This is a genomic window from Pinisolibacter sp. DMC19 (assembly GCF_056313985.1).
On sequence record NZ_JBQUZF010000001.1, the window covers coordinates 167,221 to 193,976 of the forward strand.

18 protein-coding genes and 1 tRNA gene are annotated in these 26,756 nt (G+C 70.1%); 8 read left to right on the forward strand and 11 right to left on the reverse strand.

What is annotated here, in order from left to right:
• Positions 1-280 precede the first annotated feature (280 nt).
• Positions 281-6,334 (forward strand): fibronectin type III domain-containing protein, encoded by a 6,054-nt coding sequence (locus ACT53U_RS00760; protein WP_476151941.1) that lies wholly within the window; start codon positions 281-283, stop codon positions 6,332-6,334.
• A 123-nt stretch (positions 6,335-6,457) separates the two neighbouring features.
• A complete protein-coding gene (locus tag ACT53U_RS00765) occupies positions 6,458-7,267 on the forward strand; it encodes a TrmH family RNA methyltransferase (protein ID WP_476151943.1) in 810 nt (269 codons plus the stop codon).
• 30 nt (positions 7,268-7,297) lie between these two features.
• On the opposite strand, the gene ACT53U_RS00770 is transcribed toward ACT53U_RS00765, so the two are convergent.
• A complete protein-coding gene (locus ACT53U_RS00770; protein WP_476151945.1) occupies positions 7,298-10,537 on the reverse strand; it encodes an autotransporter outer membrane beta-barrel domain-containing protein in 3,240 nt (1,079 codons plus the stop codon).
• A 235-nt stretch (positions 10,538-10,772) separates the two neighbouring features.
• On the opposite strand from ACT53U_RS00770, the gene serA reads away from it, so the two are divergent.
• Positions 10,773-12,011 carry a phosphoglycerate dehydrogenase gene (serA, locus tag ACT53U_RS00775; RefSeq protein WP_476151946.1) on the forward strand — a complete coding sequence of 413 codons (1,239 nt, stop codon included), beginning with the start codon at positions 10,773-10,775 and terminating at the stop codon, positions 12,009-12,011.
• A gap of 86 nt (positions 12,012-12,097) precedes the next feature.
• Here the strand turns inward: serA and hldE are convergent, their stop codons facing one another.
• The gene (gene hldE, locus ACT53U_RS00780; RefSeq protein ID WP_476151948.1) at positions 12,098-13,537 is read right to left on the reverse strand and encodes a bifunctional D-glycero-beta-D-manno-heptose-7-phosphate kinase/D-glycero-beta-D-manno-heptose 1-phosphate adenylyltransferase HldE; all 1,440 of its coding nucleotides are present in this window, start codon (positions 13,535-13,537) and stop codon (positions 12,098-12,100) included.
• 182 nt (positions 13,538-13,719) lie between these two features.
• Between hldE and ACT53U_RS00785 the strand changes: the two genes are divergently transcribed.
• Positions 13,720-13,860 carry a hypothetical protein gene (locus tag ACT53U_RS00785; RefSeq protein WP_476151949.1) on the forward strand — a complete coding sequence of 47 codons (141 nt, stop codon included), beginning with the start codon at positions 13,720-13,722 and terminating at the stop codon, positions 13,858-13,860.
• 63 nt (positions 13,861-13,923) lie between these two features.
• On the opposite strand, the gene ACT53U_RS00790 is transcribed toward ACT53U_RS00785, so the two are convergent.
• A tRNA-Lys gene (locus tag ACT53U_RS00790) sits at positions 13,924-13,998 on the reverse strand.
• Between the two features lie 220 nt (positions 13,999-14,218).
• On the opposite strand from ACT53U_RS00790, the gene ACT53U_RS00795 reads away from it, so the two are divergent.
• Positions 14,219-14,953, forward strand: a complete 735-nt coding sequence (locus ACT53U_RS00795; RefSeq protein WP_476151951.1) for a cytochrome c biogenesis CcdA family protein — start codon at positions 14,219-14,221, stop codon at positions 14,951-14,953.
• Between the two features lie 48 nt (positions 14,954-15,001).
• On the opposite strand, the gene ACT53U_RS00800 is transcribed toward ACT53U_RS00795, so the two are convergent.
• The gene (locus tag ACT53U_RS00800; protein WP_476151952.1) at positions 15,002-16,048 is read right to left on the reverse strand and encodes an SPOR domain-containing protein; all 1,047 of its coding nucleotides are present in this window, start codon (positions 16,046-16,048) and stop codon (positions 15,002-15,004) included.
• A gap of 181 nt (positions 16,049-16,229) precedes the next feature.
• On the opposite strand from ACT53U_RS00800, the gene glmU reads away from it, so the two are divergent.
• The 3 genes from glmU (at position 16,230) to ACT53U_RS00815 (ending at position 20,676) form a co-directional block, all read left to right on the forward strand.
• Complete coding sequence (gene glmU, locus ACT53U_RS00805) at positions 16,230-17,585, forward strand: bifunctional UDP-N-acetylglucosamine diphosphorylase/glucosamine-1-phosphate N-acetyltransferase GlmU (protein ID WP_476151953.1); 1,356 nt, start codon at positions 16,230-16,232, stop codon at positions 17,583-17,585.
• Positions 17,586-17,732: 147 nt separating this feature from the next.
• Positions 17,733-19,562 carry a glutamine--fructose-6-phosphate transaminase (isomerizing) gene (gene glmS / locus ACT53U_RS00810; protein ID WP_476153026.1) on the forward strand — a complete coding sequence of 610 codons (1,830 nt, stop codon included), beginning with the start codon at positions 17,733-17,735 and terminating at the stop codon, positions 19,560-19,562.
• A 49-nt stretch (positions 19,563-19,611) separates the two neighbouring features.
• On the forward strand, positions 19,612-20,676 hold the full coding sequence (locus ACT53U_RS00815) for a DMT family transporter (RefSeq protein WP_476151955.1): 1,065 nt from the start codon (positions 19,612-19,614) through the stop codon (positions 20,674-20,676).
• A gap of 66 nt (positions 20,677-20,742) precedes the next feature.
• On the opposite strand, the gene ACT53U_RS00820 is transcribed toward ACT53U_RS00815, so the two are convergent.
• From ACT53U_RS00820 to ACT53U_RS00850, 7 genes are all read right to left on the reverse strand, one after another.
• On the reverse strand, positions 20,743-21,243 hold the full coding sequence (locus tag ACT53U_RS00820; protein WP_476151956.1) for a GNAT family N-acetyltransferase: 501 nt from the start codon (positions 21,241-21,243) through the stop codon (positions 20,743-20,745).
• A 346-nt stretch (positions 21,244-21,589) separates the two neighbouring features.
• The gene (locus ACT53U_RS00825; protein WP_476151957.1) at positions 21,590-22,744 is read right to left on the reverse strand and encodes an iron-containing alcohol dehydrogenase; all 1,155 of its coding nucleotides are present in this window, start codon (positions 22,742-22,744) and stop codon (positions 21,590-21,592) included.
• A 50-nt stretch (positions 22,745-22,794) separates the two neighbouring features.
• Complete coding sequence (locus ACT53U_RS00830) at positions 22,795-23,235, reverse strand: acyl-CoA thioesterase (RefSeq protein ID WP_476151958.1); 441 nt, start codon at positions 23,233-23,235, stop codon at positions 22,795-22,797.
• A 7-nt stretch (positions 23,236-23,242) separates the two neighbouring features.
• Entirely contained in the window at positions 23,243-24,379 is a 1,137-nt protein-coding gene (locus ACT53U_RS00835; protein WP_476151959.1) for an iron-containing alcohol dehydrogenase, read from the reverse strand.
• 17 nt (positions 24,380-24,396) lie between these two features.
• A complete protein-coding gene (locus tag ACT53U_RS00840) occupies positions 24,397-25,044 on the reverse strand; it encodes an ATP-binding cassette domain-containing protein (RefSeq protein WP_476151960.1) in 648 nt (215 codons plus the stop codon).
• Complete coding sequence (locus tag ACT53U_RS00845) at positions 25,041-25,811, reverse strand: ABC transporter ATP-binding protein (protein ID WP_476151962.1); 771 nt, start codon at positions 25,809-25,811, stop codon at positions 25,041-25,043. Before ACT53U_RS00845 ends, ACT53U_RS00840 begins: the two co-directional genes overlap by 4 nt.
• The gene (locus tag ACT53U_RS00850) at positions 25,808-26,755 is read right to left on the reverse strand and encodes a branched-chain amino acid ABC transporter permease (protein ID WP_476151963.1); all 948 of its coding nucleotides are present in this window, start codon (positions 26,753-26,755) and stop codon (positions 25,808-25,810) included. The genes ACT53U_RS00845 and ACT53U_RS00850 overlap by 4 nt, the downstream gene beginning before the upstream one ends.
• Position 26,756: the final 1 nt, after the last annotated feature.

The following is a 26,756-nucleotide window of genomic DNA, read 5'->3' on the forward strand; positions in this document are numbered from 1 at the left end:
GACGCAATGCGGCACATCATTGTTTCGATTGGACTCCATGACGCACGGGATGTATGCGAGGACGGCGCGGAATGTTTCCGACTATATTGAAAAAATATTTCGTCCGGTTGTGCCGACGAGACACTCGTGCATTACTCGCACTCGACGCGCCGGATCGGTCTTCGGCAGATCGCGCGCGTCTCATGGGGCAGGGTGGGGATCCATGTTCGTTGGTTCGTCGAATTTCGGCCGCGCGGCACGAACGCGATCGCGAGGCTCCGGTGCGCTCGGACGCGCACCCGTGATCGGCGGCTGGGCGAGGCTGCTCGGACGTTGCGTCGCGGTCGCGGTGCTCGGTCTGATTCTACAGGTCTTATCCGGAGGCACCGCCTCGGCGGCCTGCAGCAACACGCTCGACTTCACGGGCAAGGTGTTGAACGACACGGTGACGCTCGACGTCTCGTCCTGCTCCGAAGGGCTCCGGGCCGGCCTCTACACGACCAACGGCTTCGACAGCCAGACCGGCCTGCCGGTAGTCTCTTCGCCCGGCAGCACGCCGACCTCGGCGACGCTCACCGGTCCGAACGGTGCCAAGTTCCTCGTCACGCCGGTCTCGAACGACGGCTACAACACGTTTTCGTCCTACACCTTCAAGCTCACGCAACTCGGCACGTCGGCATCCGACTCGGTCAGCCTCTACTACGCATCGCAGAGCTGCCCGGAGACATGGTTCCAGGCGGGAAGCCCGTGTGCCTACTACAACTCGACGGGTAACTATTACGCGATCACCGACACGCTCGACACGATCTCGATGTCGAATCTGCCGCTCGCGACGCCCTCCTTCTCCTCGACGTCGCTGACCTATTCGACGACGATCGCCTACAACACCGGCTCGGCCTCGGCGACGTCGATCGACATGGTGGCGCTCGGTTCGCCGACCAACGCGCCGACCGCCTACTACCTCGGCTCGTCGGGCACCTCGACCACCGGCACCTCGACCAACGGGGCCTCGCTGTCGGTGACGTCGGCGGGCGTGGTCTCCTACACGCCGGTCGTCGGCTTTCGTGGTTCGGACACGTTCCAGATCCGCGCCCACAACGCCTCGGGCGATTCGGCCACCGCCACCGTGACCGTCACGGTCGGCAATCCGACGCTCTCAATCTCGCTCTCCGGTTCCGGTGCCACCGCCGCCACGGCGCTGTCGGGCTATTCGATCGCGACGACCGGCGGCAAGTCGCCCTACACCTGCGCCACCTCGGTCGCTTCCGGCGCCTTGCCCGGCGGCGTCTCGATCGGCTCGAACTGCGCGCTCTCCGGCACGCCGACCGCCGGCGGCAGTTTCAACTTCACGCTTCAGGTCACGGATTCGTCGACCGGCACCGGCGGCTTCTCGCAGACCAGCGGCACGCTGACCCTGTCGGTCGCCAAGGCGACGCAGACCATCACCTTCGCCAATCCCGGCGCCCAGAACTTCGGTACCACGCCGACCCTGACCGCCACCGCGAGTTCCGGCCTGACGGTGAGCTTCGGCTCGTCGACGACCGGCGTCTGCACCATCACGAGCGGCGGCGCGCTGACCTTCGTGACGACGGGAACCTGCACCATCGACGCCGATCAGGCCGGCGACGCCGCCTATGCCGCGGCGACGCGGGTGACGCAGAGCTTCGCGGTCAACGCGGTCGCACCGGGCGCACCGACCATCGGCACGGCGACCGCCGGCGACACCCAGGCCAGCGTCACCTTCACGGCGCCGTCCTCGAACGGTGGTGCGACGATCTCCGGCTACACCGTCACCTCGTCGCCCGGCGGCTTCACCGGGACGGGGACGGCCTCGCCGATCTCCGTGACCGGACTGACGAACGGTACCGCCTACACCTTCACCGTCACCGCGACCAACACGGCGGGGACGGGGCCGGCGTCCTCGGCCTCGAACAGCGTGACGCCGAAGGCGGCGCAGACCATCACCTTCGCCGATCCCGGCAGCCAGACCTTCGGCACGACGCCGACGCTCTCGGCCACCGCGAGCTCCGGCCTGACGGTCGCCTTCTCCTCGTCGACGACGAGCGTCTGCACCATCACGAGCGGCGGCACGCTGACCTTCGTGACGACCGGGACCTGCACCATCGACGCCGATCAGGCCGGCGACGGCGCGTGGCTCGCGGCGACGCGGGTGAGCCGCAGCTTCGCGGTCAATGCCGTCGCGCCCGGTGCCCCGACCATCGGCACGGCGACCGCCGGCGATGCCCAGGCGAGCGTGACCTTCACCGCGCCGTCCTCGAACGGTGGCGCGACGATCTCCGGCTATACCGTCACGTCGTCGCCCGGCGGTTTCACCGGAACGGGGACGACCTCGCCGATCTCCGTGACCGGGCTCACCAACGGCACGGCCTATACGTTCACCGTGACGGCCACCAACACGGCCGGCACCGGCGCGGCGTCGGCGGCCTCCAACAGCGTGACGCCGAAGGGCGCGCAGACCATCACCTTCGCCAATCCGGGCGCCCAGACCTTCGGCACCTCGCCGACGCTCTCGGCAACGGCGAGTTCCGGCCTGACGGTCGCCTTCTCCTCGTCGACGACCGGCGTCTGCACCATCACGAGCGGTGGCGCGCTGACGTTCGTCACCGCCGGCACCTGCACCATCGACGCCGATCAGGCCGGCAACGGCGCCTGGCTCGCGGCGACGCGGGTGACGCGCAGCTTCGCGGTCAATGCCGTCGCGCCGGGCGCCCCGACCATCGGTACGGCGACGGCGGGCAACACCCAGGCGAGCGTCACCTTCACGGCGCCGGCCTCGAACGGCGGCGCGACGATCTCCGGCTACACCGTCACGTCTTCGCCCGGCGGCTTCACCGGGACGGGCACGACTTCGCCGATCACGGTGACGGGCCTGACCAACGGCACGGCCTATACGTTCACGGTCACCGCGACCAACACGGCCGGCACGGGTGCGGCCTCCGCCGCTTCGAACAGTGTGACGCCGACGGCGACGCAGACGATCACCTTCGCCAATCCAGGCGCCCAGTCCTTCGGCACAGCGCCGACGCTCTCGGCAAGCGCCAGCTCCGGGCTGACGGTCGCCTTCACGTCCTCGACCACGAGCGTCTGCACCATCACGTCCGGCGGCACGCTGACCTTCGTCGCGACCGGGACCTGCACCATCAACGCCGATCAGGCCGGCAATGCCGCCTTCACCGCGGCGACGCGGGTGACGCAGAGCTTCGCCGTCAATGCCGTCGCACCGGGCGCACCGACCATCGGCACGGCGACCGCCGGCGACACCCAGGCCAGCGTCACCTTCACGGCGCCGACGTCGAACGGCGGGGCGAGCATCACCGGCTACACCGTCACCTCGTCGCCCGGCGGTTTCACCGGGACGGGCACGACCTCGCCGATCACCGTGACCGGGCTCACCAACGGCACCGCCTACACCTTCACCGTCACCGCGACCAACACGGTCGGCACGGGTGCGGCCTCGGGCGCGTCCAACAGCGTCACGCCGAAGGCGTCGCAGACCATCACCTTCGTCGATCCCGGCGCGCAGACCTTCGGCACGACGCCGACGCTCTCGGCGACCGCGAGCTCCGGTCTGACGGTGACCTTCGGCTCGTCGACGACGAGCGTCTGCACCATCACGAGCGGCGGGACGCTGACCTTCGTCACTGCCGGCACCTGCACCATCGACGCCGATCAGGCCGGCAACGGCGCGTGGCTCGCGGCGACGCGGGTGAGCCGCAGCTTCGCGGTCAATGCCGTCGCGCCCGGTGCCCCGACCATCGGCACGGCGACCGCCGGTGATGCCCAGGCGAGCGTGACCTTCACGGCGCCGTCCTCGAACGGTGGCGCGACGATCTCCGGCTACACCGTCACCTCGTCGCCCGGCGGTTTCACCGGAACGGGGACGACCTCGCCGATCTCCGTGACCGGGCTCACCAACGGCACGGCCTATACGTTCACCGTGACGGCGACCAACACGGCTGGCACCGGCGCGGCGTCGGCGGCCTCCAACAGCGTGACGCCGAAGGGGGTGCAGACCATCACCTTCGCCAATCCGGGCGCCCAGACCTTCGGCACCTCGCCGACGCTGTCGGCGACGGCGAGTTCCGGCCTGACGGTCGCCTTCTCCTCGTCGACGACCGGCGTCTGCACCGTCACCTCGGGCGGAACGCTGACCTTCGTCACGCTCGGCACCTGCACCATCGACGCCGATCAGGCCGGCAACGGCGCCTGGCTCGCGGCGACGCGGGTGACGCGCAGCTTCGCGGTACAGGCGACGACGCCCGCCGTGACGTCGATCGCGCCGACCTCGGGTCCGACGAGTGGCGGCACGGTCGTCACCATCACCGGCACCGACCTGCTCGCCGCTTCGGCGGTGAAGTTCGGCACGACGGACGCAACGAGCTTCTCGGTGACCTCGGCGACGTCGATCACCGCGACCGCTCCGGCGGGCTCGGCCGGCACCGTCGACGTGACGGTGACGACGCTCGGCGGCACCTCGGCGACCGGGGCGGGCGACCGCTTCACCTATGTCGCGGCGCCGGTCGCCGGCGCCGTCTCGGCGACGGTCGAACCCAACTCGAGCAACAACCCGATCACGCTCGCCCTCTCCGGCGGCTCCGCGACCAGCGTCGCCGTCTCGACCGCGCCGGCGCACGGCTCGACCTCGGTTTCCGGCACGTCGATCACCTACACGCCGACGGCGGGCTACACCGGCGCGGATTCCTTCCAGTACACCGCGACCAATCTCGGTGGCACGTCGGCGCCGGCGACGGTGACCATCACCGTCAACAAGGGCGCACCGACCATCACGGTCTCTTCGTCCAACGCCGCGCCGGCGTTCGGCGCGCCGGTGACACTGACGGCGACGCTCTCGGGCGGCGTCTCGCCGACCGGGTCGGTCACCTTCAAGGACGGCGCGACGACGCTCGCCACCGTCGCCCTCTCCGGCGGCTCGGCCAGCACCACGGTCTCGTCGCTGACGATCGGACCGCATTCCATCACCGCCGCCTACGCGGGCGACGCCAACAACCTCGCAGTCACCTCGTCGGCGACCACCGTCACGGTGTCGTCGCGGCCCGATCCGTCCGCCGATCCGACGGTGCGCGGCATCGTCACCTCGCAGGTGACGACGGCCACCCGCTTCGCTCAGACCCAGATCGACAACACCGTCCGCCGCCTCGAGGAGATCCACGACGAGGAGGACGACACCGGCGGCAACGACGGGTCGGCGGGACCGGGCGGCAACGGCTCGTCCGGTCAGGGCGCAGGCGGTTCCGCCACCCCCTCCGGCGGCCGAACCGCGGCGGCGCGCGGCAACGGCGGTACGGCGACGGTCGAGCTCGGCGGTCGCTCGTCGGGCGGCACGCTGCGCATGGCGGCCTCCGATCCCCGTCCGGTGATCGATGCCGACGGCACCGTCCGCGCCTTCGCCCCCGAGGACAGCCGCGACCGTGCGTCGATGAACGACGCCGGCCGCGCCATCCAGAAGATCACCCAGGCCTTCGCCGTGATGCAGAAGAAGGCCGATCTGCCCTTCCGCCTGTGGACGGCGGGCTCGATCGACTTCGGTCGGCTGAAGATCGACGGGTCCTACGACAACCACTTCACCACGGCGGGCCTGACGGTCGGCATCGACGGCCGCGTCATGGACGGGCTGAAGGTCGGTCTGGCGCTCGGCTACGGTCAGGACCGCACCACCTTCGGCTCGGACGGCAGCCGCTCGGACGGAACCGCCTGGACGGCGACGCTCTACGGCAGTTGGAAACTGGCGCCCAAGGCCTTCCTCGACGTGACCGGCGGCTACGGCACGCTGCGCTTCGACACGCGGCGCTGGTCGCCGGCCGGTTCCGTCATGCTCGACGGCCGGCGCGACGGCCACGAGATCTTCGGCTCGGTCGGCCTGACCTTCGCCGAAAAGTGGGGCGCGTTGAAGCTCTCGTCCTATGGCCGGGTCGACGTGGTGAAGGTGTTCCTCGACGCCTACAGCGAGACCGGCTCGGCGATCTGGGCGCTCGCCTACGATCGGCTGGAGACGACGACGGTCAGCGGCGTCGCCGGCCTGCGCGCGAACTACACGATCCCGGTCGAATGGGGTACCGTGACGCCCGGCCTGCGGCTGGAATACCGCCACGCCTTCGAGGGTGGCTTCACCCAGCGCCTCGGCTATGCCGACCTCGGCGGCGCCGGCTACGCCATCACCGGCACGCCGGCGGTTCGCGACAGCCTGACCGGCGGCGTCTCGCTCCGCATGATGACGCTCGACGGGATCTCGATCGATCTCGAGTATCTGCTGACCGCCAATGCCGAGGCGGTGCAGAACCAGCAGGTCCGAGCCTCGGTCCGCGTCGCGTTCTGACGACGGCGGGCGGTGCGAAGGCGGCAGCCGGGGAGGGGAGCCTCCCCGCGCCGCCGATCGCCCGTGGCCGACCGCCCGCGTTCGTGCTAGGCGAACCGGCGACGCCCACCCGAGACCCCCGCCGTGCCCCGCTTCGTTCCCGTCACCTCGCCCGACGATCCCGCCGTCGCCGCCTATCGCGACGTGCGCGAGCGCGATCTCGTCGGCCGACAGGGGCTGTTCGTCGCCGAGGGTGAGGTCGTCCTCACCGTCCTCGTCCGCGCGCGGCGCCATCGGCCGCAGTCGCTGCTGATCGACGAGCGCCGCGTCGAAAGCCTCGGCGGCCTCCTCGCCGAGCTCGACGACGACGTGCCGGTGATGACCGCGCCGCGTGCCGTGCTCGACGCGATCGCCGGTTTCCCGCTCCACCGCGGCATCCTGGCGATCGGCATGAAGGGCGAGGCCGTGAGCCCCGAGGCGCTGTTGGCGCGTGCGCCCGACGATGCGGTCGTGGTGATCGCCATGGGCATCGCCAATCACGACAACATCGGCGGTCTCTTCCGCAACGCCGCCGCCTTCGGCGCCCATGCGGTGCTGATCGACACCACCTGCTGCGACCCGTTCTATCGCAAGGCGCTGCGCGTCTCGGTCGGCCACGTGCTGAGCGTGCCGCACGCACGCCTCGAGGCCGGCCGCGACCCGGTGGCGCTCGCCGCCGCCCACGGCTTCGAGACCCTGGCGCTGACACCTTCGGCGACCGAACGGCTGATCGACGTGCAGCCGCGGGGCCGGACGGCGATCCTGCTCGGCACGGAGGGCCCGGGTCTTCCGGCGGACGTGATCGCCCGGGCGCGGGGGGTGTCGATCCCGATGGCGGTGGGCGTCGACAGTCTCAACGTCGCCACCACCTCCGGCATCGTGCTGCATCACCTGACGGCGCGCCGCGCCTCCTGACGAGGCACGACCCTTCGCCGGCAGGCCGCCTCACCAGGCGACGCGCAGCGTGCCGCGACCGGAGAACGACCGGCCGCGATCCGACAGTTCGCTCGCCGCCTGGACGTCGAAGGCGACGGCGTCGGTGATCCGGGTCTTCAGACCGGCATCGATCCGCAGCGAATCCGAGGCCGCACGCGCGCCTTCGATGGCGAAGGCCGAGGACGGCGCGGCGACGAAGGTCGCCGTACCGCTGCGGTCGGGCGAGAACTCGTGCACCCAGGCGAGGCCGAGCGACGGCGTGACGGATCGTCCTTCCGGCAGGACGAAGCGATGTTCGCCGCGCAGGCCGACGAAGAGCGGCATGGAGTGCGTCGTGCTCGACAGCGTCGTCAGACCCAGCGTCGAGGCGCCGCCGGCCTCGAGCCGTTCGGTCGAGCCGCCACGCCGCAGCACCGCCGGCTCGATCGCCGCGAAGGGCGTGACGCGGGTCTCGGGCAAGAGCGCGAAGGTGCGATCGATCTCCAGCCGCAGGCGCCATTCGTCGTCATGGTGGTCGGAGACGACGCGTTCGCTGGTGCCGCCGACGGTGATGGTCCGATGTTCGCGCGCCGAGAACCCCGACCAGGCGAGCGAGCCGCCGAGGCGGAAGGCGCCGAGATCGACGGAGGCGTAGGGGCCGACGTGGACGCCGTCGATCGAGCCGGCGGCATCGCTGCCGGCGACGCTCCAGAGCGTGCGCGACGTGCCGAGGGCGAGGCCGACGACGATGCCGCCGAAGCGGTGATCGAGGCCGATCGCCATGCCGCCGCCGCGCGAGGACGAGGCCGCCGTGCCGACGCCCGCATCGGCGAAGCGATCGGCGGCCGCGCCGAAGCCCTGGCCCCACAGGCGCCAGACCCGTTCGGCCGGCGCCGCGATCTCGATGCGCGGCTTCTTCGCCGCACGGCCGTCGTCGGCGTAGCCGAGCGCACCGCCCGTCGAGCCGACCGTGACCTGGAGACCGCCGTCGCCACCCCCCGTTCCCGCCTGACCCATCAGGCCGGAGAAGGCCGAACCGGTGGTCATCGACGGCGCGCTCGACCCGGTGGCGGACCCCGTCGTCAGGTTGGCGAGCGCGCTGCGCGCGCCAGATGCCGTCTGGGTGGCGAGGGCCATGTAGAGCGGGCTCGAGGTCGGCATCGCGTCGATCGCCGCGCCCGCCGCGCGTTGATTGTCGCTCTGGCCGATCGACCGGATCAGCGTCGCGTTGCGCGTCAGCGTCAACGTCACGTCGGTCGCCGAATAGGAGAGGGTGGGGGTGAGGAACGCGAGATCGGTCGAGACCTGCGCGAAGGTGCCCACCACGCTCGTCGCGGTGGCGATCGTATAGGCGGTCGCCGGCGCATAGGACCCCGCCGCCGCGGTCACCTGCACCGTACCGCCCTGCAGCGTCAGCGTGCCGCCGACGGCGAGCCTGTCGGCCGCGCCCGCGGCGTCCGCGTCGATCGCCACGGTCGAGCCGGCGGCGATGGTGGCATTGCCGTCGACCGTCAACGTGCCGGTCGACCCGGCGACGGACCCCGGCGCCAGCCGGCCGGAGAGCGCGAGCGAGCCGACGTGTCCGGTGCCGGCGAGCGTGCCGCCCGAAAGGACGGTCACCGCCGAAGCGATCGTGCCCGCCGCCTCCAGCGTCGCGCCCGAGGCGACCGAGATCCCGTTCGCATAGGCCTGCGACGTGCCGGCGAGCGACCACACGCCGGCCGAGACGGTCATCGCCTCGAAGTTCACGGCGCCGGCGAAGACGCCCGGCGCGGCCGCGGTGCCGGTACCGGCGAGATCGACCGTGTCGGTGCCGTCGCCGCCGTCGACCACGCCGGTGATCACCGAACCGGAGCGGATGTTCAGTTGATCGTTGCCCGAGCCGAAGAGGATGGCCTTGCCGGTACCCGTCGCCGTGATCGTGCCGGAGTTGGTGACGGTGTTGGCGCCGGTGCCGAGGATCCAGATCGCCGCCTCCGACCCGGCACCCGAGATCGTGCCGGAGTTGGTGATGGCGTTGTTCAGATCGGAATAGATGCGGATCGCCGCGCCGCCGGCGCCGGGCGTCGTGCCGTCGGCCGCGAGCGCCAGACCCTCGATCGTGCCCTCGTTGACGATGGTCACGGCATAGGGCGCGAGCAGCGTCGGCCCCTGCGAGAGATCGGGATTGAGCGTGTCGTTGCCCGTCACCGTGATGCCGCGGCCGTAGCCCGAGATCGTCGCGCCGGCATAGTTGTGGACGGTGCCGCCGCCGATCGAGATGCCTTCGGAGAGGTTCGCCCGCCCGGTCGAATCGACGCCGCCCGCGCCGGTGCCCTTGATGGTGCCGTGGTTCTCGATCGTGGCGAGATAGTCGATGTCGACACCGTCGCCGTCGCCGTTGGAGGACGTCGTGCCGGGCGTACTCGTCTGTTCGTAGACGTTTCCGGCGCCGGCATAGGTGCCCTCGATGGTGCCCCAGTTGTAGACCGTGCCGGTGCCGTCCGAGCCGACGCCGGAGCCGTTCCGGCCGGTGATCGTGCCGCTCGCGTAGTTGTGGACGGTGACGTCGGTATCGGCGGTGATGCCATGACGCGGACCGGTGATCGTGCCGTAGTTGTCGATCGAGACGCCGGTGTTGCCGCCGAGGTCGATGCCGTCGTGCGCACTCTTGGAACTCGCGCAGGCCGCCGTGCCGAGATAGTCCGGGCACTTGGTGTTGACCCGACCGTAGGACGCGATCGTCCCCCAGTTGGTGATCGTGGTGTTGGCACCCGGTCGCAATGCGTCGTCGCCGTCGGCGCGGATGATCGCGGCCGTGTTGGTGGAGGACCCGTTGACGATCGAGTTGCCGCTGGTCGCGACGTCGCGCAGGTCGAGCGCCTGGCCCGAACCGGTGCCGGAGCCCTTGGCCCAGATGGTGCCCTGGTTGTCGATTGCGTAGGTCGCCGCGGACGAGACCTTCACCACGTCGTCGGCGGTCGACCAGATCAGGGCGCCGAGCGCATTGTTGATCACCACCTTCGCGGTGCCGCCCGAGACGTTGTAGCGAATGGCGCGGCCGCTGCCCGCCTGCGAGATCACGCCGTTGTTGTTGAGCGTCACGGTGCCGCTCGGCGCCGAGAGCGTCACCGCCTGGCTGCCGGACGAGACCGCCAGGGTGCCGTCGACCGTGCCGGTGTTGCCCGCCGTGTTGAGCGTCTGTGTGCTGGTCACCGTCGTTCCGGTCACGACGGTGAAGTCGGCCGCGCCGGCCGCCGAAGCGAAGAGCCCCACGAGCGCGGTGGACATCAGGAGCAACGGAAGGCGGCGGCTGCGCGGCGAAACTGCGGACATGGTCGGCCTACTCTCGAGCGGAATGACCGTTCCCGTTAATCAGTCGTCAATGAAGGCTCGATGACGCAGCGTGAAGGCGCGGAGCGGCCCCTTGTCCGCGCCCGTCGCATGGATTTCGTCCAAATCGGCCATTGAACCGGAAACCCGTTCGGCCTATTCCGGCTTTTCCCTTCCCCAACCGGGTGACGTCATGACCGTACGCCTCTCGATGCCGCGCGAGCGCATCTCGATCCTGCTCCTCGAGGGCATCAGCCAGACCGCCGTCGACCTCCTGAAGAAGGCCGGCTACACCAACGTCACCCATCTCAAGACGGCGCTGGAAGGTCAGGCGCTGAAGGACGCGCTGCAGGGCGTCCACATGGTCGGCATCCGTTCGCGGACGCAGATGACCGAGGCGATGTTCGAGGCGGCCGACAAGCTGATCGCGGTCGGCTGTTTCTCGGTCGGCACCAATCAGGTCGATCTCGCCGCCGCCCGCGTGCGCGGCATCCCGGTCTTCAACGCGCCCTTCTCCAACACCCGCTCGGTCGCCGAACTGGTGATCGGCGAGATCGTGATGCTGTTCCGCCGCATCTTCGACCGCTCGGTGTCGGCCCATCAGGGCGGCTGGGACAAGTCGGCGAACGGCTCCTTCGAGGTGCGCGGCAAGACGCTCGGCATCGTCGGCTACGGCAACATCGGTTCGCAGCTGTCGAACCTCGCCGAGAGCATGGGCATGCGCGTGATCTATCACGACGTCACCGACAAGCTCAGCCACGGCATGGCCGAGCCCGCCGGCACGCTCGACATCCTGCTCGATCAGGCCGACATCGTGTCGCTGCACGTGCCCGACACGGCGTCGACCCACATGATGATCGGCGAGAAGGAAATCCGCGCCATGAAGAAGGGCGCGTATCTGATCAACAACGCCCGTGGCAAGGTGGTCGATCTCGACGCGCTCGCGGCCGCTCTGAAGGACGGTCACCTCGCCGGCGCCGCCGTCGACGTCTTCCCCAAGGAACCGAAGGGCAACGCCGAGAAGTTCGTCTCCCCCCTCCAGGGCCTGCCGAACGTCATCCTGACGCCGCACATCGGCGGTTCGACCGAAGAGGCGCAGGAGCGCATCGGTGCCGAAGTCGCCCGCAAGCTGGTCGACTGGTCGGACATCGGCTCGACCGTCGGCGCGGTCAACTTCCCGCAGGTCCAGCTGCCGGCCCGTCCGGCCGGCACGCGCTTCATGCACGTCCACCAGAACCGCCCGGGCATGCTGAACCGCCTCAACACGCTGTTCTCCAACCGCGGTCTCAACATCGCGGCCGAGTACCTCCAGACCGAGGGCGACGTCGGTTACGTGGTGATCGAGGCGGATGCCGCCGACGACTTCGCCGACGACGTGCTGGCCGAGATGCGCGCCATCGACGGCACCATCCGCTGCCGTCTGCTCTACTGAGCGACGGACGGGCTAGATACGACGAAGGCCGGCGGAGCGATCCGCCGGCCTTTCGATTCCTTGGGTGAGGCGATGCGGCTGCGCCCTCAGTCGCCCTTGGCGCGCGCCACGATCGAGCTGGTCGAGCGGCCCTCGAGGAAGGGCAGCACCTCGACCCGTCCGCCGGCCGCCAGCACGTCCTCGGCGCCGACGATCGTCTCGATCGTGTAGTCGCCGCCCTTGACCAGAACGTCCGGACCGATCGCCCGGATGATGTCGAGCGGCGTATCGGAGTGGCGGCCCTCGGCGTCGATCGAACCGTCGAAGGGCACCACCCAGTCGACCGCCTCGAGCGCCGCCAGCACCGCGGCGCGGTCGGCCCAGCCGTTGATCGGCCGGCTCTCGCCCTTGAGCCGCGTCACCGAGGCGTCGGAATTCAGCGCCACCACCAGCCGACGGCCGAGCGCCTTGGCGCGGATGAGATAGTCGACGTGGCCGGCGTGGAGAATGTCGAAACAGCCGTTGGTCATGACGATGCGCTCGCCGCGCGCCTTGGCCTCTGCGATCCGGCGCAGCGTGATCTCGACGTCGTCGGCGGCGCCGATCGGCGCGGAAGCCTCCGCCAGTTCGTGCAGCGTCACCGCCGCCGTGCCCATGCGGCCGACGACGATGCCGGCGGCGAGGTTGGCGAGGCGCACGGCCTCGGGGAAGGAGGCGCCCGCCGCATGGGTCGCCGCCAGCGTCGCGATCACCGTGTCGCCGGCGCCTGTGACGTCGTAGACCTCGCGTGCCACCGTCGGGATATCGAGGCGGAAGCCGCCCTCGGAGAAGAGCGTCATGCCGCGCTCGCCGCGGGTGACGAGGAGATGGGCGAGCCCGAGCTGCTCGCGAAGCGCGAAGCCGCGGGTACCGAAGTCGGCCTCGTCGGCGGCCCGACCGGCGACGGTGGCGAATTCCGAGGCGTTGGGCGTGATGGCGGTCGCCCCGGCATAACGCGCGAAGTCGGAGCCCTTCGGATCGACGATCGTCGGCTTGCTCGCAGCCTTCGCCAGCGCGATCAGATCGGCGACCTTCTCCAGCGTCCCCTTGCCGTAGTCCGACAGCACGACGAGGTCGTGATCGGCGAGCGCCGCGCGATAGGCATCGAGCAGCGGCCCGTGATCTTCGTCGGCAAAGGAATCTTCGAAGTCGAGCCGCAGCAGCTGGTGGCGCTGCGACAATACCCTGAGCTTGACGATGGTACGGGCGTTCTCGGCCGTGACGAAACGGGTGACGACGCCGGCCTCCTCGAGCCGGTCGCGCAGGGCGGTCGCGTCGGCGTCCTTGCCGACATGGGCGACGAAGGTGACGGCGACGCCGAGCGAGGCGAGGTTCAGCGCCACGTTGGCGGCACCACCCGGCCGGTCGAAGACGCGGCCGACCTTGACGATCGGCACCGGCGCCTCCGGCGAGATCCGCCCGACGGGGCCTTCCATGTAGCGATCGAGCATGGCGTCGCCGACGAGGAGGACGCGCTTTGCGGCGAGATTGCTGAGGAGGCGATGCATCGGCGGTGTCCCGGCTTTCGTGGCCCCGTGTCTAGCCCACATTCGGGGTTGCGGTCCACAGGCCCGATGTCGCCGGAAAAACACCGAAGCCGTTGAACCGATCGCCGTCGCGGCGCGACCGACGAGCATACGGGCGGCGAGGGGCGCCGCCGGCACCGGGTCTCGCGCTTCGGAGGGCTCCCATGAATCCCGTGATCGTCCGCTTCCTGCTCGTCACCGCCGCCTTCTTCGGCCTCGCGGCACTCGCCATCGACGCGGCATCGGCCGAGGACGTCGCCGGCCACACCGAGAACCGGCGGGTGGAGCTGGTCGAGATGCGGTGAGGTCCGACCGCGCTCGGGCGAGATCCGTCCCGAACATCGTCGAAGATCACGGTCGAAGGGCATTGGTGAGCCGGGCGGGGATCGAACCCGCGACCACATGATTAAAAGTCACGTGCTCTACCACTGAGCTACCGGCCCCCAGCGCGGGCGGACCATAAGGGGAGGGCGCGGCGGCGGTCAAGCCGTCGTGCGAGGGCTTTCCCGGCCCATCCGGCTCTGCAAATGCCCACCCGGCGGTGCCTCCGGCGATCGCTTCGTCGACATTCGTCAATGAGCCTCTGCCGCAAGCGTGATTTCGTCGTCATCGCGTTTCGGGTTAGGAACGCGCCACCGATCCCCGCAAAGCCACCGCAGGCCCATGACTTCCGACATCACCCTTCTCGGCACGTTCGGTGCCGGCGTGCTCTCCTTCGCCTCGCCCTGCGTGCTGCCGCTGGTGCCGCCCTATCTCGCCTTCATCGCCGGGGCGAGCCTCGACGAGATGACCGGGGCGGGCTGGGAGGCGGCGCGGCGGCGGATCTTCCTGGCCTCGCTCGCCTTCGTCGCCGGCTTCGCGTCGGTCTTCGTGGCGATGGGGGCGACGGCCTCCGTCTTCGGCTCGATCGTGCGCGCCCATCTCGACGTGCTGGCGCCCGCCGCCGGCGTCGCCATCATCGTCATGGGACTGCATTTCCTCGGCCTCTTCCGCATCCCGCTGCTCTATCGCGAGGCCCGCGTCCAGGTCGCGCGCAAGCCGGCGGGCGCACTCGGCGCCTATGTCATCGGCCTCGCCTTCGGCTTCGGCTGGACGCCCTGCATCGGCCCGGTGCTGGCGACCGTGCTCGGCGTCGCCGCGAGCCGCGAGACGGTGGGGCAGGGCGCCTTCCTGCTCGCGGTCTATGCCGCCGGCCTCGGCGTACCCTTCCTCGTCGCCGCCGCCTTCTCGCAGCCCTTCATGAAGCTGATGCGCCGCTTCCGCGCCCAGATGGGCGTGGTGGAGAAGGTCACCGGCGGCCTGCTGGTGCTGACCGGCATCGCCTTCCTCACCGGCGGCATCGAGCGCGTGTCGTTCTGGCTGATCGAGACGTTCCCGATTCTCTCGAAGCTCGGCTGAAGCGGGCTTCGACGGCCTGATTCTCTCGAAGCTCGGCCGAGGCCGATCTCAGCGGATCGCCGCGAGCGGCTGGCCGGTGTAGCCCGTCACCTGACAGGAGACGCCGAAGGCCTTCATGCGGATGCAGGCCTTGGCCGCTTCCTGCTGGCTCGAATAGGGGCCGGCGACGAGCCGCGCCTCCATGCCGCTGTCGGTCTCGCGCAGTCGCGCCAGCGGCTCGATGCCGTGGCCGAACTCGGCGTAGCGATCCGACATGTCGGACCACGACTTCTTCAACGAGGCGAGCGAACGGTAGCCGCCGAGATCGATCGCCGCCACCGCGGCACCGCCGATCGGCTGGGCCTTCGCCGCGTCTGCCGGAGCGGGCGCGGCTGCGGCCGGCGCAGGCGCCGGAGCCACGGCGACCGCGGCCTGGGGCGCGGGCGCGGGAGGCGTCGCCTCGCGATCGAGCTTGCCGGCGGAACCGGTGGTCGCGGCCTTGGGCGGCACCGAACCGGTCACCGTCGGCAGATCGGCCTCGGGCCGCGGTTGCGGCAGACGCGGGGTCGCGCTCGCCTCGGCGGTGCGGATGGACTGGCCGGCCGTCTGGCTGGCGCCGGACTCGTCGCGCGCCGCGACGGTCTCGCCGGGCGAGGGCTGGGAGGGCACCGACGAAGCGATGACGGTGATGCGTTCCTCGAGCCGATCGACGCGGCGCGACATGCCGTCGCCGGAGAGCCCCATCTGGGCGATCCGCCGCTGCAGCTCGCGCAGATCGGCGCGCAGCACCTCGATGTCGCGGATCGTCACCGCCGGTTCGTTGGGATCGGCGCCGAGCACCAGGGGCCCGACCTTGCCCGGCGCGATCACTCGCGAGGGCAGCGGCGCCGGCTTGTCGCCCGGCACGATCGATCCGGTGATCTCGTCGGCATTCGGCCCGCCGGCCATGCGCACGCCTTCGCCGTCGGCCCGCGGCGGCGCGAACTGCCAAGATGCGAAGCCGAGCACCACCGCCGCGACCGTGGCGAAGCCCCAGATCACGAGTCCGAACCCGCCGTTGCGGGCCGGGTCCTCGTCATAGAAGGTGGCTGTGCCGATGGACTTGCGGGCGGCCAAGGTCGAATCTCGCGAGAAAGGCTGTCGAATCGCTGAAACAGTCTAGCATTTCCCGTTCGTCGACGCGCCGCGCTCGGACTGCGGCCCGTGGCGCTCGACGCCTTCGGGCTTGACCCCGTCGCCGCGGCGTAGTTTCCACGGGGGCGACCGAGCGCCACCCGCGCCCTCCAGGAGACCGTCCATGTCCGATCGTACCTTCCTCGCCGTCGTGCTCGCTGCCGGAGAAGGCACGCGCATGCGCTCGAGCCTGCCGAAGGTGCTGCACGAGGTGGCGGCGCGGCCGATGGTCGCCCACACGATCGGCGCCGCGACGGCGGCGGGTGCCACGCGCGTCGCCGCCGTGGTCGGACCCGGCGCCGACGCGGTCGCCGCGGTCGCCTCGAAGGCCGGCGCCGGCGAGATCTTCACCCAGACCGACCGGCTCGGCACCGCCCATGCCGTGCTCCAGGCCCGCGCCGCCTTGGCGCGCGGTGCCGACGACGTCGTGGTGCTCTACGGCGACACGCCGCTGGTGACCGCCGAGACCATCGGCCGCGTCCGGGCGGAACTCGCTGCCGGTGCGAGCGTCGTCGTCCTCGGCTTCCGCACCGCGAACCCCAAGGGCTACGGCCGCCTGCTGACCGAAGGTGCCGATCTCGTCGCCATTCGCGAGGAGAAGGACGCGAGCGAGGCCGAACGCGCCGTGAACTTCTGCAATTCCGGTATCATGGGGCTCTCCGGCGCCCAGGCGCTCGCCCTGCTCGAGGCGATCGGCAATGCCAACGCCAAGGGCGAATACTATCTGACCGACGCCGTCGAGATCGCCCGTTCGCGTGGGCTGAAGGCGGTCGCGGTCGAGGGCGACGAGGAAGAGTTCCAGGGCGTCAACGACCGCACTCAGCTCGCAGTCTGCGAGGCGGTGTTCCAGAAGCGCCGCCGTGCCGCGGTGCTCGCCTCGGGCGTCACGTTGACCGCGCCGGAGACCGTCGTCTTCGCCGCCGACACGGTGATCGAACCCGACGTGACGATCGAACCGAACGTCGTCTTCGGCCCCGGCGTCACGGTGTCGCGGGGCGCGCGGATCCGCGCCTTCTCCCATCTCGAGGGGGCGAGCGTCGGCGAAGGCGCGACCGTCGGCCCCTTCGCCCGTCTGCGCCCCGGCGCCGAGCTCGGCGAGGGCGTCCACGTCGGCAACTTCGTCGAGATCAAGAACGGCAAGGTCGCGGCCGGCGCCAAGGTCAATCACCTGACCTACATCGGCGACGCCACCATCGGCCCCAAGGCCAACATCGGCGCCGGCACAATCACCTGCAACTACGACGGCTTCGGCAAGTATCTGACGGAAATCGGCGCCGGCGCCTTCGTCGGCTCCAACTCGTCGCTGGTCGCCCCGGTCAAGATCGGCGACGGCGCCTATGTCGGTTCGGGCTCGGTCGTGACCAAGGACGTGCCGGCGGATTCGCTCGCCGTCGCCCGCGGCACCCAGCGGGTGATCGAAGGCTGGGCGGCAAAGTTCCGCGAGCGCATGGCCCGCCTCAAGGCCCAGAAGAAGGGCTGATCCGGCCCGCCTTTCCGCCGTCTTTCGCGTGTAGCGACGATGGTTTCCGCGGTGTCGCGTCACAAACCGACATCGAATGTGATTTCGATCCGCCGTCGTCGATCGGATAGAAGCGGCGTCGACGGATCAACGCAGGGTGTGACCAACATGTGCGGCATCATCGGTATCGTCGGGCGCGAGCCCGTCGCTCCCCACCTCGTCGAAGCCCTGAAGCGTCTCGAATACCGCGGCTACGACTCGGCCGGCGTGGCGACCCTCGAGGCCGGCTCGGTGCTGGCGCGCCGCCGCGCCGAGGGCAAGCTGAAGAACCTCGAGGTCAAGCTCGCCGCAGCCCCGCTCTCCGGCCTGATCGGCATCGGCCACACCCGTTGGGCGACCCACGGCGCCCCGACCGAGGCCAATGCCCATCCGCATGCGACGACCCGCGTCGCCGTGGTCCACAACGGCATCATCGAGAACTTCCGCGTGTTGCGCGACGAGCTCGAGGCCGCCGGCCACGTCTTCGCCTCCGAGACCGACACCGAGGTGGTCGCCCAGATGGTCGATCATCGCCTGGCCGCCGGCGACACGCCGGCCGACGCGGTCGCCAAGACGCTGAAGCGCCTCACCGGCGCCTTCGCGCTCGCCTTCATCTTCCCCGGCGAGGACGATCTCGTCATCGGCGCCCGGCGCGGCTCGCCGCTGGCGGTCGGCTACGGCGAGGGCGAGATGTATCTCGGCTCCGACGCCATCGCGCTCGCCCCCTTCACCGACCGCATCGCCTATCTCGAAGAGGGCGACTGGGTGGTGATCACGCGGGCCGGCGCCACCATCCACGACGAGACCGACGCCGTGGTGACGCGGACGATCGCCACCGTCTCGGCCGCCTCCTTCCAGGTCGATCGCGGCAACTACCGCCACTTCATGGCCAAGGAGATCCACGAGCAGCCCGAGGTGGTCGGCCACACTCTGGCGCACTACGTCGATCTCTCGGCCCAGCAGATCCGCCTGCCGACGGCGCTGCCCTTCGACTGGACGAGCCTCGACAAACTGTCGATCGTCGCCTGCGGCACCGCCTATTACGCCGGTCTCGTCGGCAAGTACTGGTTCGAGCGCTACGCCCGCTTACCCGTAGAGATCGACGTCGCCTCCGAGTTCCGCTACCGCGAACCGCCGCTGCCGAAGAACGGCCTGGCGCTGTTCGTGTCGCAGTCGGGCGAGACCGCCGACACGCTCGCCTCGCTGCGCTACTGCAAGCAGCACGGCCAGCACACCGCCGCGGTCGTCAACGTCTCGACCTCGACCATCGCCCGCGAGGCGGAGGTGATCTTCCCGACGCTCGCCGGCCCCGAGATCGGCGTCGCCTCGACCAAGGCCTTCACCTGCCAGCTGTCGGTGATGGCCGCACTCGCCGTCGCCGCCGGCCGCGCCCGCGGCACGCTCACCCGCGACGACGAAGTGGCGCTCGCCCGCGCGCTCGGCGATCTCCCCGGCGCGATCATGCGCGCGCTGCGCGTCGAGCCGAAGATCGAGAAGCTCGCCCGCGAGATCTCGCGCGCCACCGACGTGCTCTACCTCGGCCGCGGTTCGAACTATCCGATCGCCCTCGAGGGTGCGCTGAAGCTCAAGGAGATCTCCTACATCCACGCCGAGGGCTATGCCGCCGGCGAGCTGAAGCACGGGCCGATCGCGCTGATCGACGAGGCGATGCCGGTCGTCGTCATCGCGCCGCACGACAAGCTCTTCGAGAAGACCGTGTCGAACATGCAGGAAGTCGCCGCCCGCGGCGGCCGCATCGTGCTGATCACCGACGAGAAGGGTGCCTCGGAGACCGACGTCGCCACGCTCGAGACGATCGTGCTGCCCGACGTGCCGGAGATCATCGCGCCGCTGGTCTATGCGCTGCCGGTCCAGATGCTCGCCTATCATACGGCGGTCTTCATGGGCACCGACGTCGACCAGCCGCGCAATCTGGCGAAGTCCGTCACCGTCGAGTGAGGCGACGGCCACCGCCGATCGAGGCTTCCGGAGATCGGACGACGTGGCGATGAGCGCAGACCGTTTCGACCATCTGTGGCCCGGCGTGCCGATGGCACTCGCTTCGGCGGTGCTCTTCGGCGCGACGCCGCCGCTGTCGAAACTGCTGCTGACCGATCTCTCGTCCGTCCTGCTCGCCGGGCTCCTCTATCTCGGCGCCGGGCTCGGGCTCACGATCGTCGAGGGCGTGGCACGCTTCGGTGGACGCGGACGGAGCGAGGAGGCGCCGATCTCACGGGCCGATCTGCCGTGGCTGGCCGCGGCGATCGCCACGGGCGGCATCGTCGCCCCGGTCCTGCTGATGGCGGGGCTCGCCCGCACCACGGCCTCGAGCGGCGCGCTCCTGCTCAATCTCGAGGGACTGGCGACCATGGCGATCGCCTGGATCGTCTTTCGGGAAAACGTCGACCGACGCCTGCTGGTCGGTGCCCTCGCCATCCTCGCGGGCGCCGTCGTCCTCGCCTGGAGGGGAGACGGCGTCGCGCTCGACGTCGGCGGCCTCCTCGTTGCCGGCGCCTGCCTCGCCTGGGGCATCGACAACAACCTGACGCGCCGCGTCTCGGCCGCGAACCCGGTGCGCATCACCATCTGGAAAGGCGTCGTCGCCGGATCGACGAACGTCGCTCTGGCGCTCGCCACCGGCAGCCCGCCGCCGCCGCCGACACAGGCCGCTCTCGCCGCCCTGCTCGGGTTCTTCGCCGTCGGCATCAGCCTCGTTCTGTTCATCCGGGCGCTGCGCCATCTCGGTTCGGCGCGCACCGGCGCCTATTTCTCGCTCGCGCCCTTCATCGGCGCCTTCCTCGCGATCGTCGTTCTCGGCGAGGCCGTCACGCTTCGCCTGGCCCTCGCGGCGATCCTGATGGCGATCGGCCTGTGGCTGCATCTGACCGAGCGGCACGAACACGCCCATGCCCACGAGGCCGTCGAGCACGATCACCTCCATTCGCACGACGAGCACCACGACCACACGCACGAAGGCGCGACGAGCGAACCGCACGGCCATCCGCATCGGCACGCGGCGCTGGTCCATGCCCACGTCCACTATCCCGACATCCATCACCGCCACGACCACTGAGACGGACCGGATCGGCGCACGGAGCGGTTCGGGCCGCACCCCTCGAGGGTGCGGCCCGATGTCGTTTCACGCCTCCTGATCGAGGCCGAAGGCGGGATGATGGATCATCTCGCCCTCCGGCTCGCCGTCGCCGAAGGGCAGGGCGAGGACGACCTCGGGCGGACAGCCCTCGACCGTCAGCCGCGGGAAGGGCCGGAAGCCGAAGCGCCTGTAGTAGCCGGGGTCACCGACCAGCACCGCGCCGCGGCAGGTCTTCCGCAGGCGTCGTAGCGCCTCCGCCATCAGCGCCGAGCCGACGCCCTGGAGACGGCGCGGCGGCGTGACGGCGAGCGGGCCGATCAGGCCCCAGCCGTCTTCGTCGCCGACCCGCGCATCCGAAGCGGCGAGATGGCCGATGACGGCGCCGTCCTCCTCGGCGACGAGCGACAGCGTCATGGCGCCGGCCGCCCGCAGCCGTTCGACGATGGCGGCCTCGGTGCCGGTCGCCTGCGGCAGGAGGCGCATCGCCTCGGTCACCACCCGGCCGATCGCCGGGGCATCGGTGGGGATCTCGTCGCGGATCAGCATGACGAAGCCCTCCGTTCGCCGTGGCGTGCCGGGAAGGCGGTCGTGGTGCGGTGCGTGACGAAGCGGCCGCCGGCGCGGATGCGCGCGTGCGACGTGGTGCGTTGCTTGTTCGAATGCATGATGGATGTCTCGTGTGATGAACGTGAGAAAACGCGCCGGGCGCTGACGCGCTCGGCGGTCCGGACTTCACGAGGCTCTCCGCGACCGGAGAGCCGTATCACACAAGCTCTGACATCCAGGCTCCATCGAGCAGGCCGCACTCGCGACCGCTCGCACCGTCAGACTAGGCCCCACCCCTCCCGACGACAACCCCGGAAGACCACGACGGCGGCCTTCCGGGCATCGCTCAGAGCAGCGCGCGATAGATCGCGGCGACGTCGTCCTTCGACATGTCGCGCGGATTGGCGACGATCAGCCGGCGGATGCCGACGGCCACTTCTTCCGCCATCGAGTCGATGTCCTCAGCCTTCACGCCGAGGGCCGACATCCGCGTCTCGAGGCCGTAGCGGGCGCAGAGCGTCTCCATCTCGGCGACGAAGGCCTCGGCCGCAGCAGCGTCGTTCGCAAAGCTTCTCCCCGGCAGCAGCACGGCGGCGAGCTCGGCGTATTCGCGGGTTGCCTCCGGCAGGTTGAAGCGGAAGACCGCGCCCATCACGAGAGCGTTGGCATGGCCGTGCGGCACGTGGAAGCGGGCGCCGAGCGGATAGGCGAGCGCATGGACCGCCGCGACCGAGGCGTTGACGAAGGCCTGACCGCCCAGCAGCGATCCGACCAGCATCGCCGCGCGCGCCTCGATGTCGGCGCCGTTCGCCAGGACCTTCGGCAGATTGGCCGAGAGCAGCGCCAGCGCCCGGACCGCGATGCCGTCGGCGATGACGTTCTTGCGGGTGCGGCTGGTGTAGCCCTCGATCGCATGGACCATGGCGTCGAGCGCCGTCGCCGCCGTCACGTGGGCCGGCATGCCGACGGTCAGTTCGGCATCGAGAAGGGCGACGTCGGGCAGGAGCTGGCGGGCATAGATCGCCTTCTTCTCGCCGGCGTCGGAGGTGACGACCGAGGTCCAGGTCACTTCCGAGCCGGTGCCGGCGGTCGTCGGCACCTGGATCAGGGGCGCACGGGTGCCGCGGGCGAGATCGGTGCCGAACATCTCCTCGAGCGGCTGATCGGAGTTCAGCATCAACGCCACCAACTTGGCCGTGTCGAGCGACGAACCGCCGCCGAGCCCGACCACGCCGTCGGCACCGAAGGCCTTGGCCGCGGCCGCCGCCGCACGCACCGAGGCGACCGGCGGATCGGCGACGACGCCGTCGTGGACATGCGCCGCGAGCCCGGCCGCTTCCAGCGAGGCGACGGCGCGATCGGCGAAGCCGCAGGCGCGGATGCCGCGATCGCAGACGACCACGACGCGTTTCGCGCCGAGCTCGGCCATCGCCGCGCCGATCTTCGAAAGACCGCCGACCTCGCAGACTATCTTGGGGACGCTCTGGAACACGAAGCCCATGGCTCATTCTCTCCCTGTCGGCTCTTCGCCGTCGTTCTTGTCGTTCGCCCTCACGCGGTGGGGCGGTGGATGGTCTCGAGCGCGGCGCGCAGGTCGTCGGGCAGAGGCACCGGACGACCGCTCGCGCGATCGACATAGACGTGGGTGAAGTCGCCGACCGCCGCGGGCGTCTCGAGCCCCTCGACGAAGAGGCCGATCTGGTAGTGGACCGACGACTTGCCGAGCCGGGCGACGCGCAATCCGCCTTCGACGGCTTGCGGGAACGCGACCGAGGCGAAGTAGTTGCACTGGGTGTTGACCACCAGCCCGATCACCGGCGAGGCCTGGATGTCGAGCACGCCGCGATCGATCAGGAAGCGGTTCACCACCGTGTCGAACCAGCTGTAATAGACGACGTTGTTGACGTGGCCGTAGACGTCGTTGTCCATCCAGCGGGTGGGCACGATGAGGAAATGCGGATAGGCCGCGCGGGTCTCGCTCTTGCGCTCCATCGGGACCTCACAGAACCGAGGCGTAGATCGCGCGGGCGTCGGCACGCGTGACCTCGCGGGGATTGTTGACCAGAAGCCGCGTCACCTTCATCGCGTCGTCGGCGAGGAGGTCGAGATCGCTCTCCTCGATGCCGACTTGGCTGAGCCGCTGCTCCATCGGCATGTCGGCGACGAGGCCGCGCATGGCTTCGAGCAGATCCTCGCCGCGCGATTTCCCCGGCAGGATCGCCGCGGCGATCTCGCCGTAGAGAGGACCGGCGGCGCCCATGTTGAACTCCATGACCGGCACCAGCACGAGGGCGTTCGACAGCCCGTGCGGCACGTGGAAATGCCCGCCGATCGGATAGGCGAGCGCATGGACCGCGGCGACGGGGGCATTGGCGAAGGCCATGCCGGCGAGCGCCGCACCCTGCAGCAGCGCCGCGCGCGCCTCGGCGTTCTGCCCGTCGGCGATGACGGTGCGCAGATTGCCCCACAGGAGCTGCATCGCCTTCAGCGCCAGCCCGTCGGAGATCGGGTTCTTCTTGTGCTTGGTCGTATAGGCCTCGATCGCATGGACCATCGCGTCGATCGCCGTCATCGCGGTGATGCGCGGCGGCAGACCGAGCGTCATGAGCCCGTCGAGGATGGCGAGATCGGGATAGAGCAGCGACGAGACGACGCCCTTCTTCTCGTGCGTCGGCGTCGTCACGATGGCGATCGGCGTCACTTCCGAGCCGGTGCCGGCGGTCGTCGGCACCTGGACGAGCGGCAGGCGAGGGCCCTTGGCGAGGCCGATGCCGTAGATGTCGGGGAGCCTCTGGTCGGTGCCGACGAGCAGCGCCACGAGCTTCGCCGTGTCCATCGACGAACCGCCGCCGAGCCCGACGACACCGTCGATGCCCGCCGCCCGCGCCGCCGCGACCGCCGCCTCGACCGAGGCTTCCGGCGGGTCGGCGAGGACGTCGGTGAAGAGCGTGATCTTCCGCCCCGCCGCCTCGAAGGCGGCGACCACGGGGGCGAGGAGACCGGCGGCGACGAGGCCCCTGTCGGTGACGACGAAGGCATGGCCGATGCCGAGTTCGCCGCAGAAGTCGGCGAGGCGGGCGGCCGCGCCGTTCTCGCAGACGAGGCGCGGCGTCGTCTCGAAGGTGAAGTCGATCATGGGTTCCTCCCGAGGCTTCAGCCGGCGCTGACCACGCCGCGTTCGATGCGATAGGCGCGATCGACCAGATCGGCCGAATGCGTGTCGTCGCTCTCCGACAGAATGACCGAAAGTCCGAGCGAGCGCAGCTTGGCGATGACTTCCGTCAGACGCCGCGACAGGACCGGCGCGACGCCCTCGAAGGGCTCGTCGAGGAGCAGAAGCCGCCGCCCCGGCACCAGGGCGCGGGCGAGTGACACGAGCTTCTGCTGGCCGCCGGAGAGCTGGAGCGCCCGGCGATCGCGGAAGGTCGCGACCTCCGGCATGATCTCCCAGATCCATTCCAGACGCTCTTCGACGTCCGGGATCGAATTGGCCCAGGCCGGCATCCGGATGTTCTCCTCGACGGTGAGCGACGGGATCAGCCGCCGGTCCTCCGGCATGTAGGAGACGCCGAGCGGGGCGCGGCGGTGGGCGGGCTCGGCGGCGAGATCGACGTCGTCGAGCGTCATCGACCCGGCGCGCGCCGGCAGGAGGCCCATGATCGAGCGGATCAGCGTCGTCTTGCCGGCGCCGTTGCGGCCGATCAGGCCGATCATCGTGCCGTCCGGCACGTCGAGATCGACGCCACGCAGGATCGGGATCTTCTCGATCGAGACGTCGAGGGAGCGGATCGAGAGACTCATGACGCCTTCCTCTTCGGACCGTGGCCGACCACCAGTTCGCGGACGCGGGGGTCGTCGAGGACGGCATCCGGCGCCCCGTCGGCGATCACTTCGCCGGCGTAGAAAGCCAGGATCCGGTCGACGTAGCGGGCGACGATCTCCATGTCGTGCTCGACGAAGAGCACGGTGACGCCGTGCTTCTTCACCGCCGCCATCACCGCGTCCATCAGCGGGAACTTCTCCTCGACGGCGACACCGGAGGTCGGCTCGTCGAGCAGCAGCATCTTCGGCTCGCCGATCAGCGCCATGGCGATGTCGACGAGCTTGCGGGTGCCCTGCGGCACCGCCGTGACCGTGCGGTCGCGCATCTCCAGCACGCCGAATTCGGCCAGCGCCGCCTCGGCCCGGGCGATGCGGGCGGGCGTCCGGAGCGGCTTCAGGAACGACGGGCGGGGGCTCTCGGCGGCCGACAGCGCGATCAGCATGTTGTCGAGCACCGTCAGCTCGGGGAAGAGCTGCGCCACCTGGAACGACCGCGCCATGCCCATGCGGGTGATCTGGCGCGGCGCCTTGCCGAGGATCGAGCGGCCGTCGAAGTCGATCTCGCCGGAGGAGGGGGCGAGATAGCCCGTCACCATGTTGATGAAGGTGGTCTTGCCGGCGCCGTTGGAGCCGATCACGCCGACGACCTCGCCGCGGCGGATCGACACCTCGACGTTCTTGGCCGCCGTCACCGCGCCGAAGTTGCGGTGGAGCGCCCGGGTCTGGAGAATGGGGATCTCGCTCATGCGGGGCGCGCTCCCTTGTTGGAGAAGCGGGTGAAGAGGCTCCACAGGCCCTTCGGCAGGAAGACGATGATGCCGAGCAGCACGAAGCCGAGGATCATCTGCCAGGAGTCGGGCACGAACTCGATCGCGTAGGTGCGCACGAAGGAGAAGAGCGTCGCGGCGAGGAACGGTGCCGCGACGTGGCCGGTGCCGCCGAGGAGCGCGATGAAGACGAACTCGCCCGAGGTCGTCCAATAGGCCATCTCCGGATCGACGTGACCGGTGGCGAACGCCGTCAGACCGCCGCCGAGCGCCGAGGTGGCGGCCGCCAACACATAGGTCGCGTAGAGCGTCCAGCGCGGCGACACGCCGAGATATTCGACGCGCACTTCGTTCTCGCGGATCGCCTCGCAGACCGTGCCGAGGCCGGAGCGGGCGAAGCGATGCAGGAACACCGCGACGACCGCCGCGACGAGGCAGGTCGCGACATAGACGAAGAGCTTGGCATGGGCCGCCGGCGCCCAACCCAGAAGCGTCGGCGCGCGGACGTTGAAGCCGTCGGTCGAGCCCAGCGACTGGCTCTTGGCCAGCACGCCGAAGAGGATCATCGAGAAGGCGAGCGACAGCATCGCGAAGAAGATCTCGCGATAGCGGGTCAGCAGCAGCCCGAGGATCATCGCCACGACGATCGCCGCGGCGACTGCCGCCGCGAGCAGGAGTGCCGCGTCGGAGACCTTGGCGAAGTGCCCGCCCATGCCGACGACGTAGCCGCCGATGCAGTAGTAGAGGCCCTGGCCGAAGGAGACGAGGCCGGCGCGCATCTGGACGACGACGCCCTGGATGACGAGACCCTTGGCGAAGGCGATGGTGAGCAGGAAGGTGAGCCAGCTCGGCAGCACGAAGGCGCCGAGCGCCAGCACCACACCGGCGCCGAGAAGCAGGAGTTCGGTTCGATCGAGGCGCATC

Bases quoted from the DNA above. Each gene is read 5' to 3' on its own strand.
- hldE (WP_476151948.1), bottom strand. From the start codon at position 13,537: ATGCATCGCCTCCTCAGCAATCTCGCCGCAAAGCGCGTCCTCCTCGTC.
- glmU (WP_476151953.1), top strand. From the start codon at position 16,230: ATGTCCGATCGTACCTTCCTCGCCGTCGTGCTCGCTGCCGGAGAAGGC.
- ACT53U_RS00850 (WP_476151963.1), bottom strand. From the start codon at position 26,755: ATGCGCCTCGATCGAACCGAACTCCTGCTTCTCGGCGCCGGTGTGGTG.
- ACT53U_RS00825 (WP_476151957.1), bottom strand. From the start codon at position 22,744: ATGGGCTTCGTGTTCCAGAGCGTCCCCAAGATAGTCTGCGAGGTCGGC.
- ACT53U_RS00785 (WP_476151949.1), top strand. From the start codon at position 13,720: ATGAATCCCGTGATCGTCCGCTTCCTGCTCGTCACCGCCGCCTTCTTC.
- ACT53U_RS00795 (WP_476151951.1), top strand. From the start codon at position 14,219: ATGACTTCCGACATCACCCTTCTCGGCACGTTCGGTGCCGGCGTGCTC.
- ACT53U_RS00840 (WP_476151960.1), bottom strand. From the start codon at position 25,044: ATGAGTCTCTCGATCCGCTCCCTCGACGTCTCGATCGAGAAGATCCCG.
- ACT53U_RS00845 (WP_476151962.1), bottom strand. From the start codon at position 25,811: ATGAGCGAGATCCCCATTCTCCAGACCCGGGCGCTCCACCGCAACTTC.
- ACT53U_RS00770 (WP_476151945.1), bottom strand. From the start codon at position 10,537: ATGTCCACCGCGCTCGTGGGGCTCTTCGCTTCGGCGGCCGGCGCGGCC.
- ACT53U_RS00820 (WP_476151956.1), bottom strand. From the start codon at position 21,243: ATGCTGATCCGCGACGAGATCCCCACCGATGCCCCGGCGATCGGCCGG.
- glmS (WP_476153026.1), top strand. From the start codon at position 17,733: ATGTGCGGCATCATCGGTATCGTCGGGCGCGAGCCCGTCGCTCCCCAC.
- ACT53U_RS00815 (WP_476151955.1), top strand. From the start codon at position 19,612: ATGAGCGCAGACCGTTTCGACCATCTGTGGCCCGGCGTGCCGATGGCA.
- ACT53U_RS00830 (WP_476151958.1), bottom strand. From the start codon at position 23,235: ATGGAGCGCAAGAGCGAGACCCGCGCGGCCTATCCGCATTTCCTCATC.
- ACT53U_RS00835 (WP_476151959.1), bottom strand. From the start codon at position 24,379: ATGATCGACTTCACCTTCGAGACGACGCCGCGCCTCGTCTGCGAGAAC.
- serA (WP_476151946.1), top strand. From the start codon at position 10,773: ATGACCGTACGCCTCTCGATGCCGCGCGAGCGCATCTCGATCCTGCTC.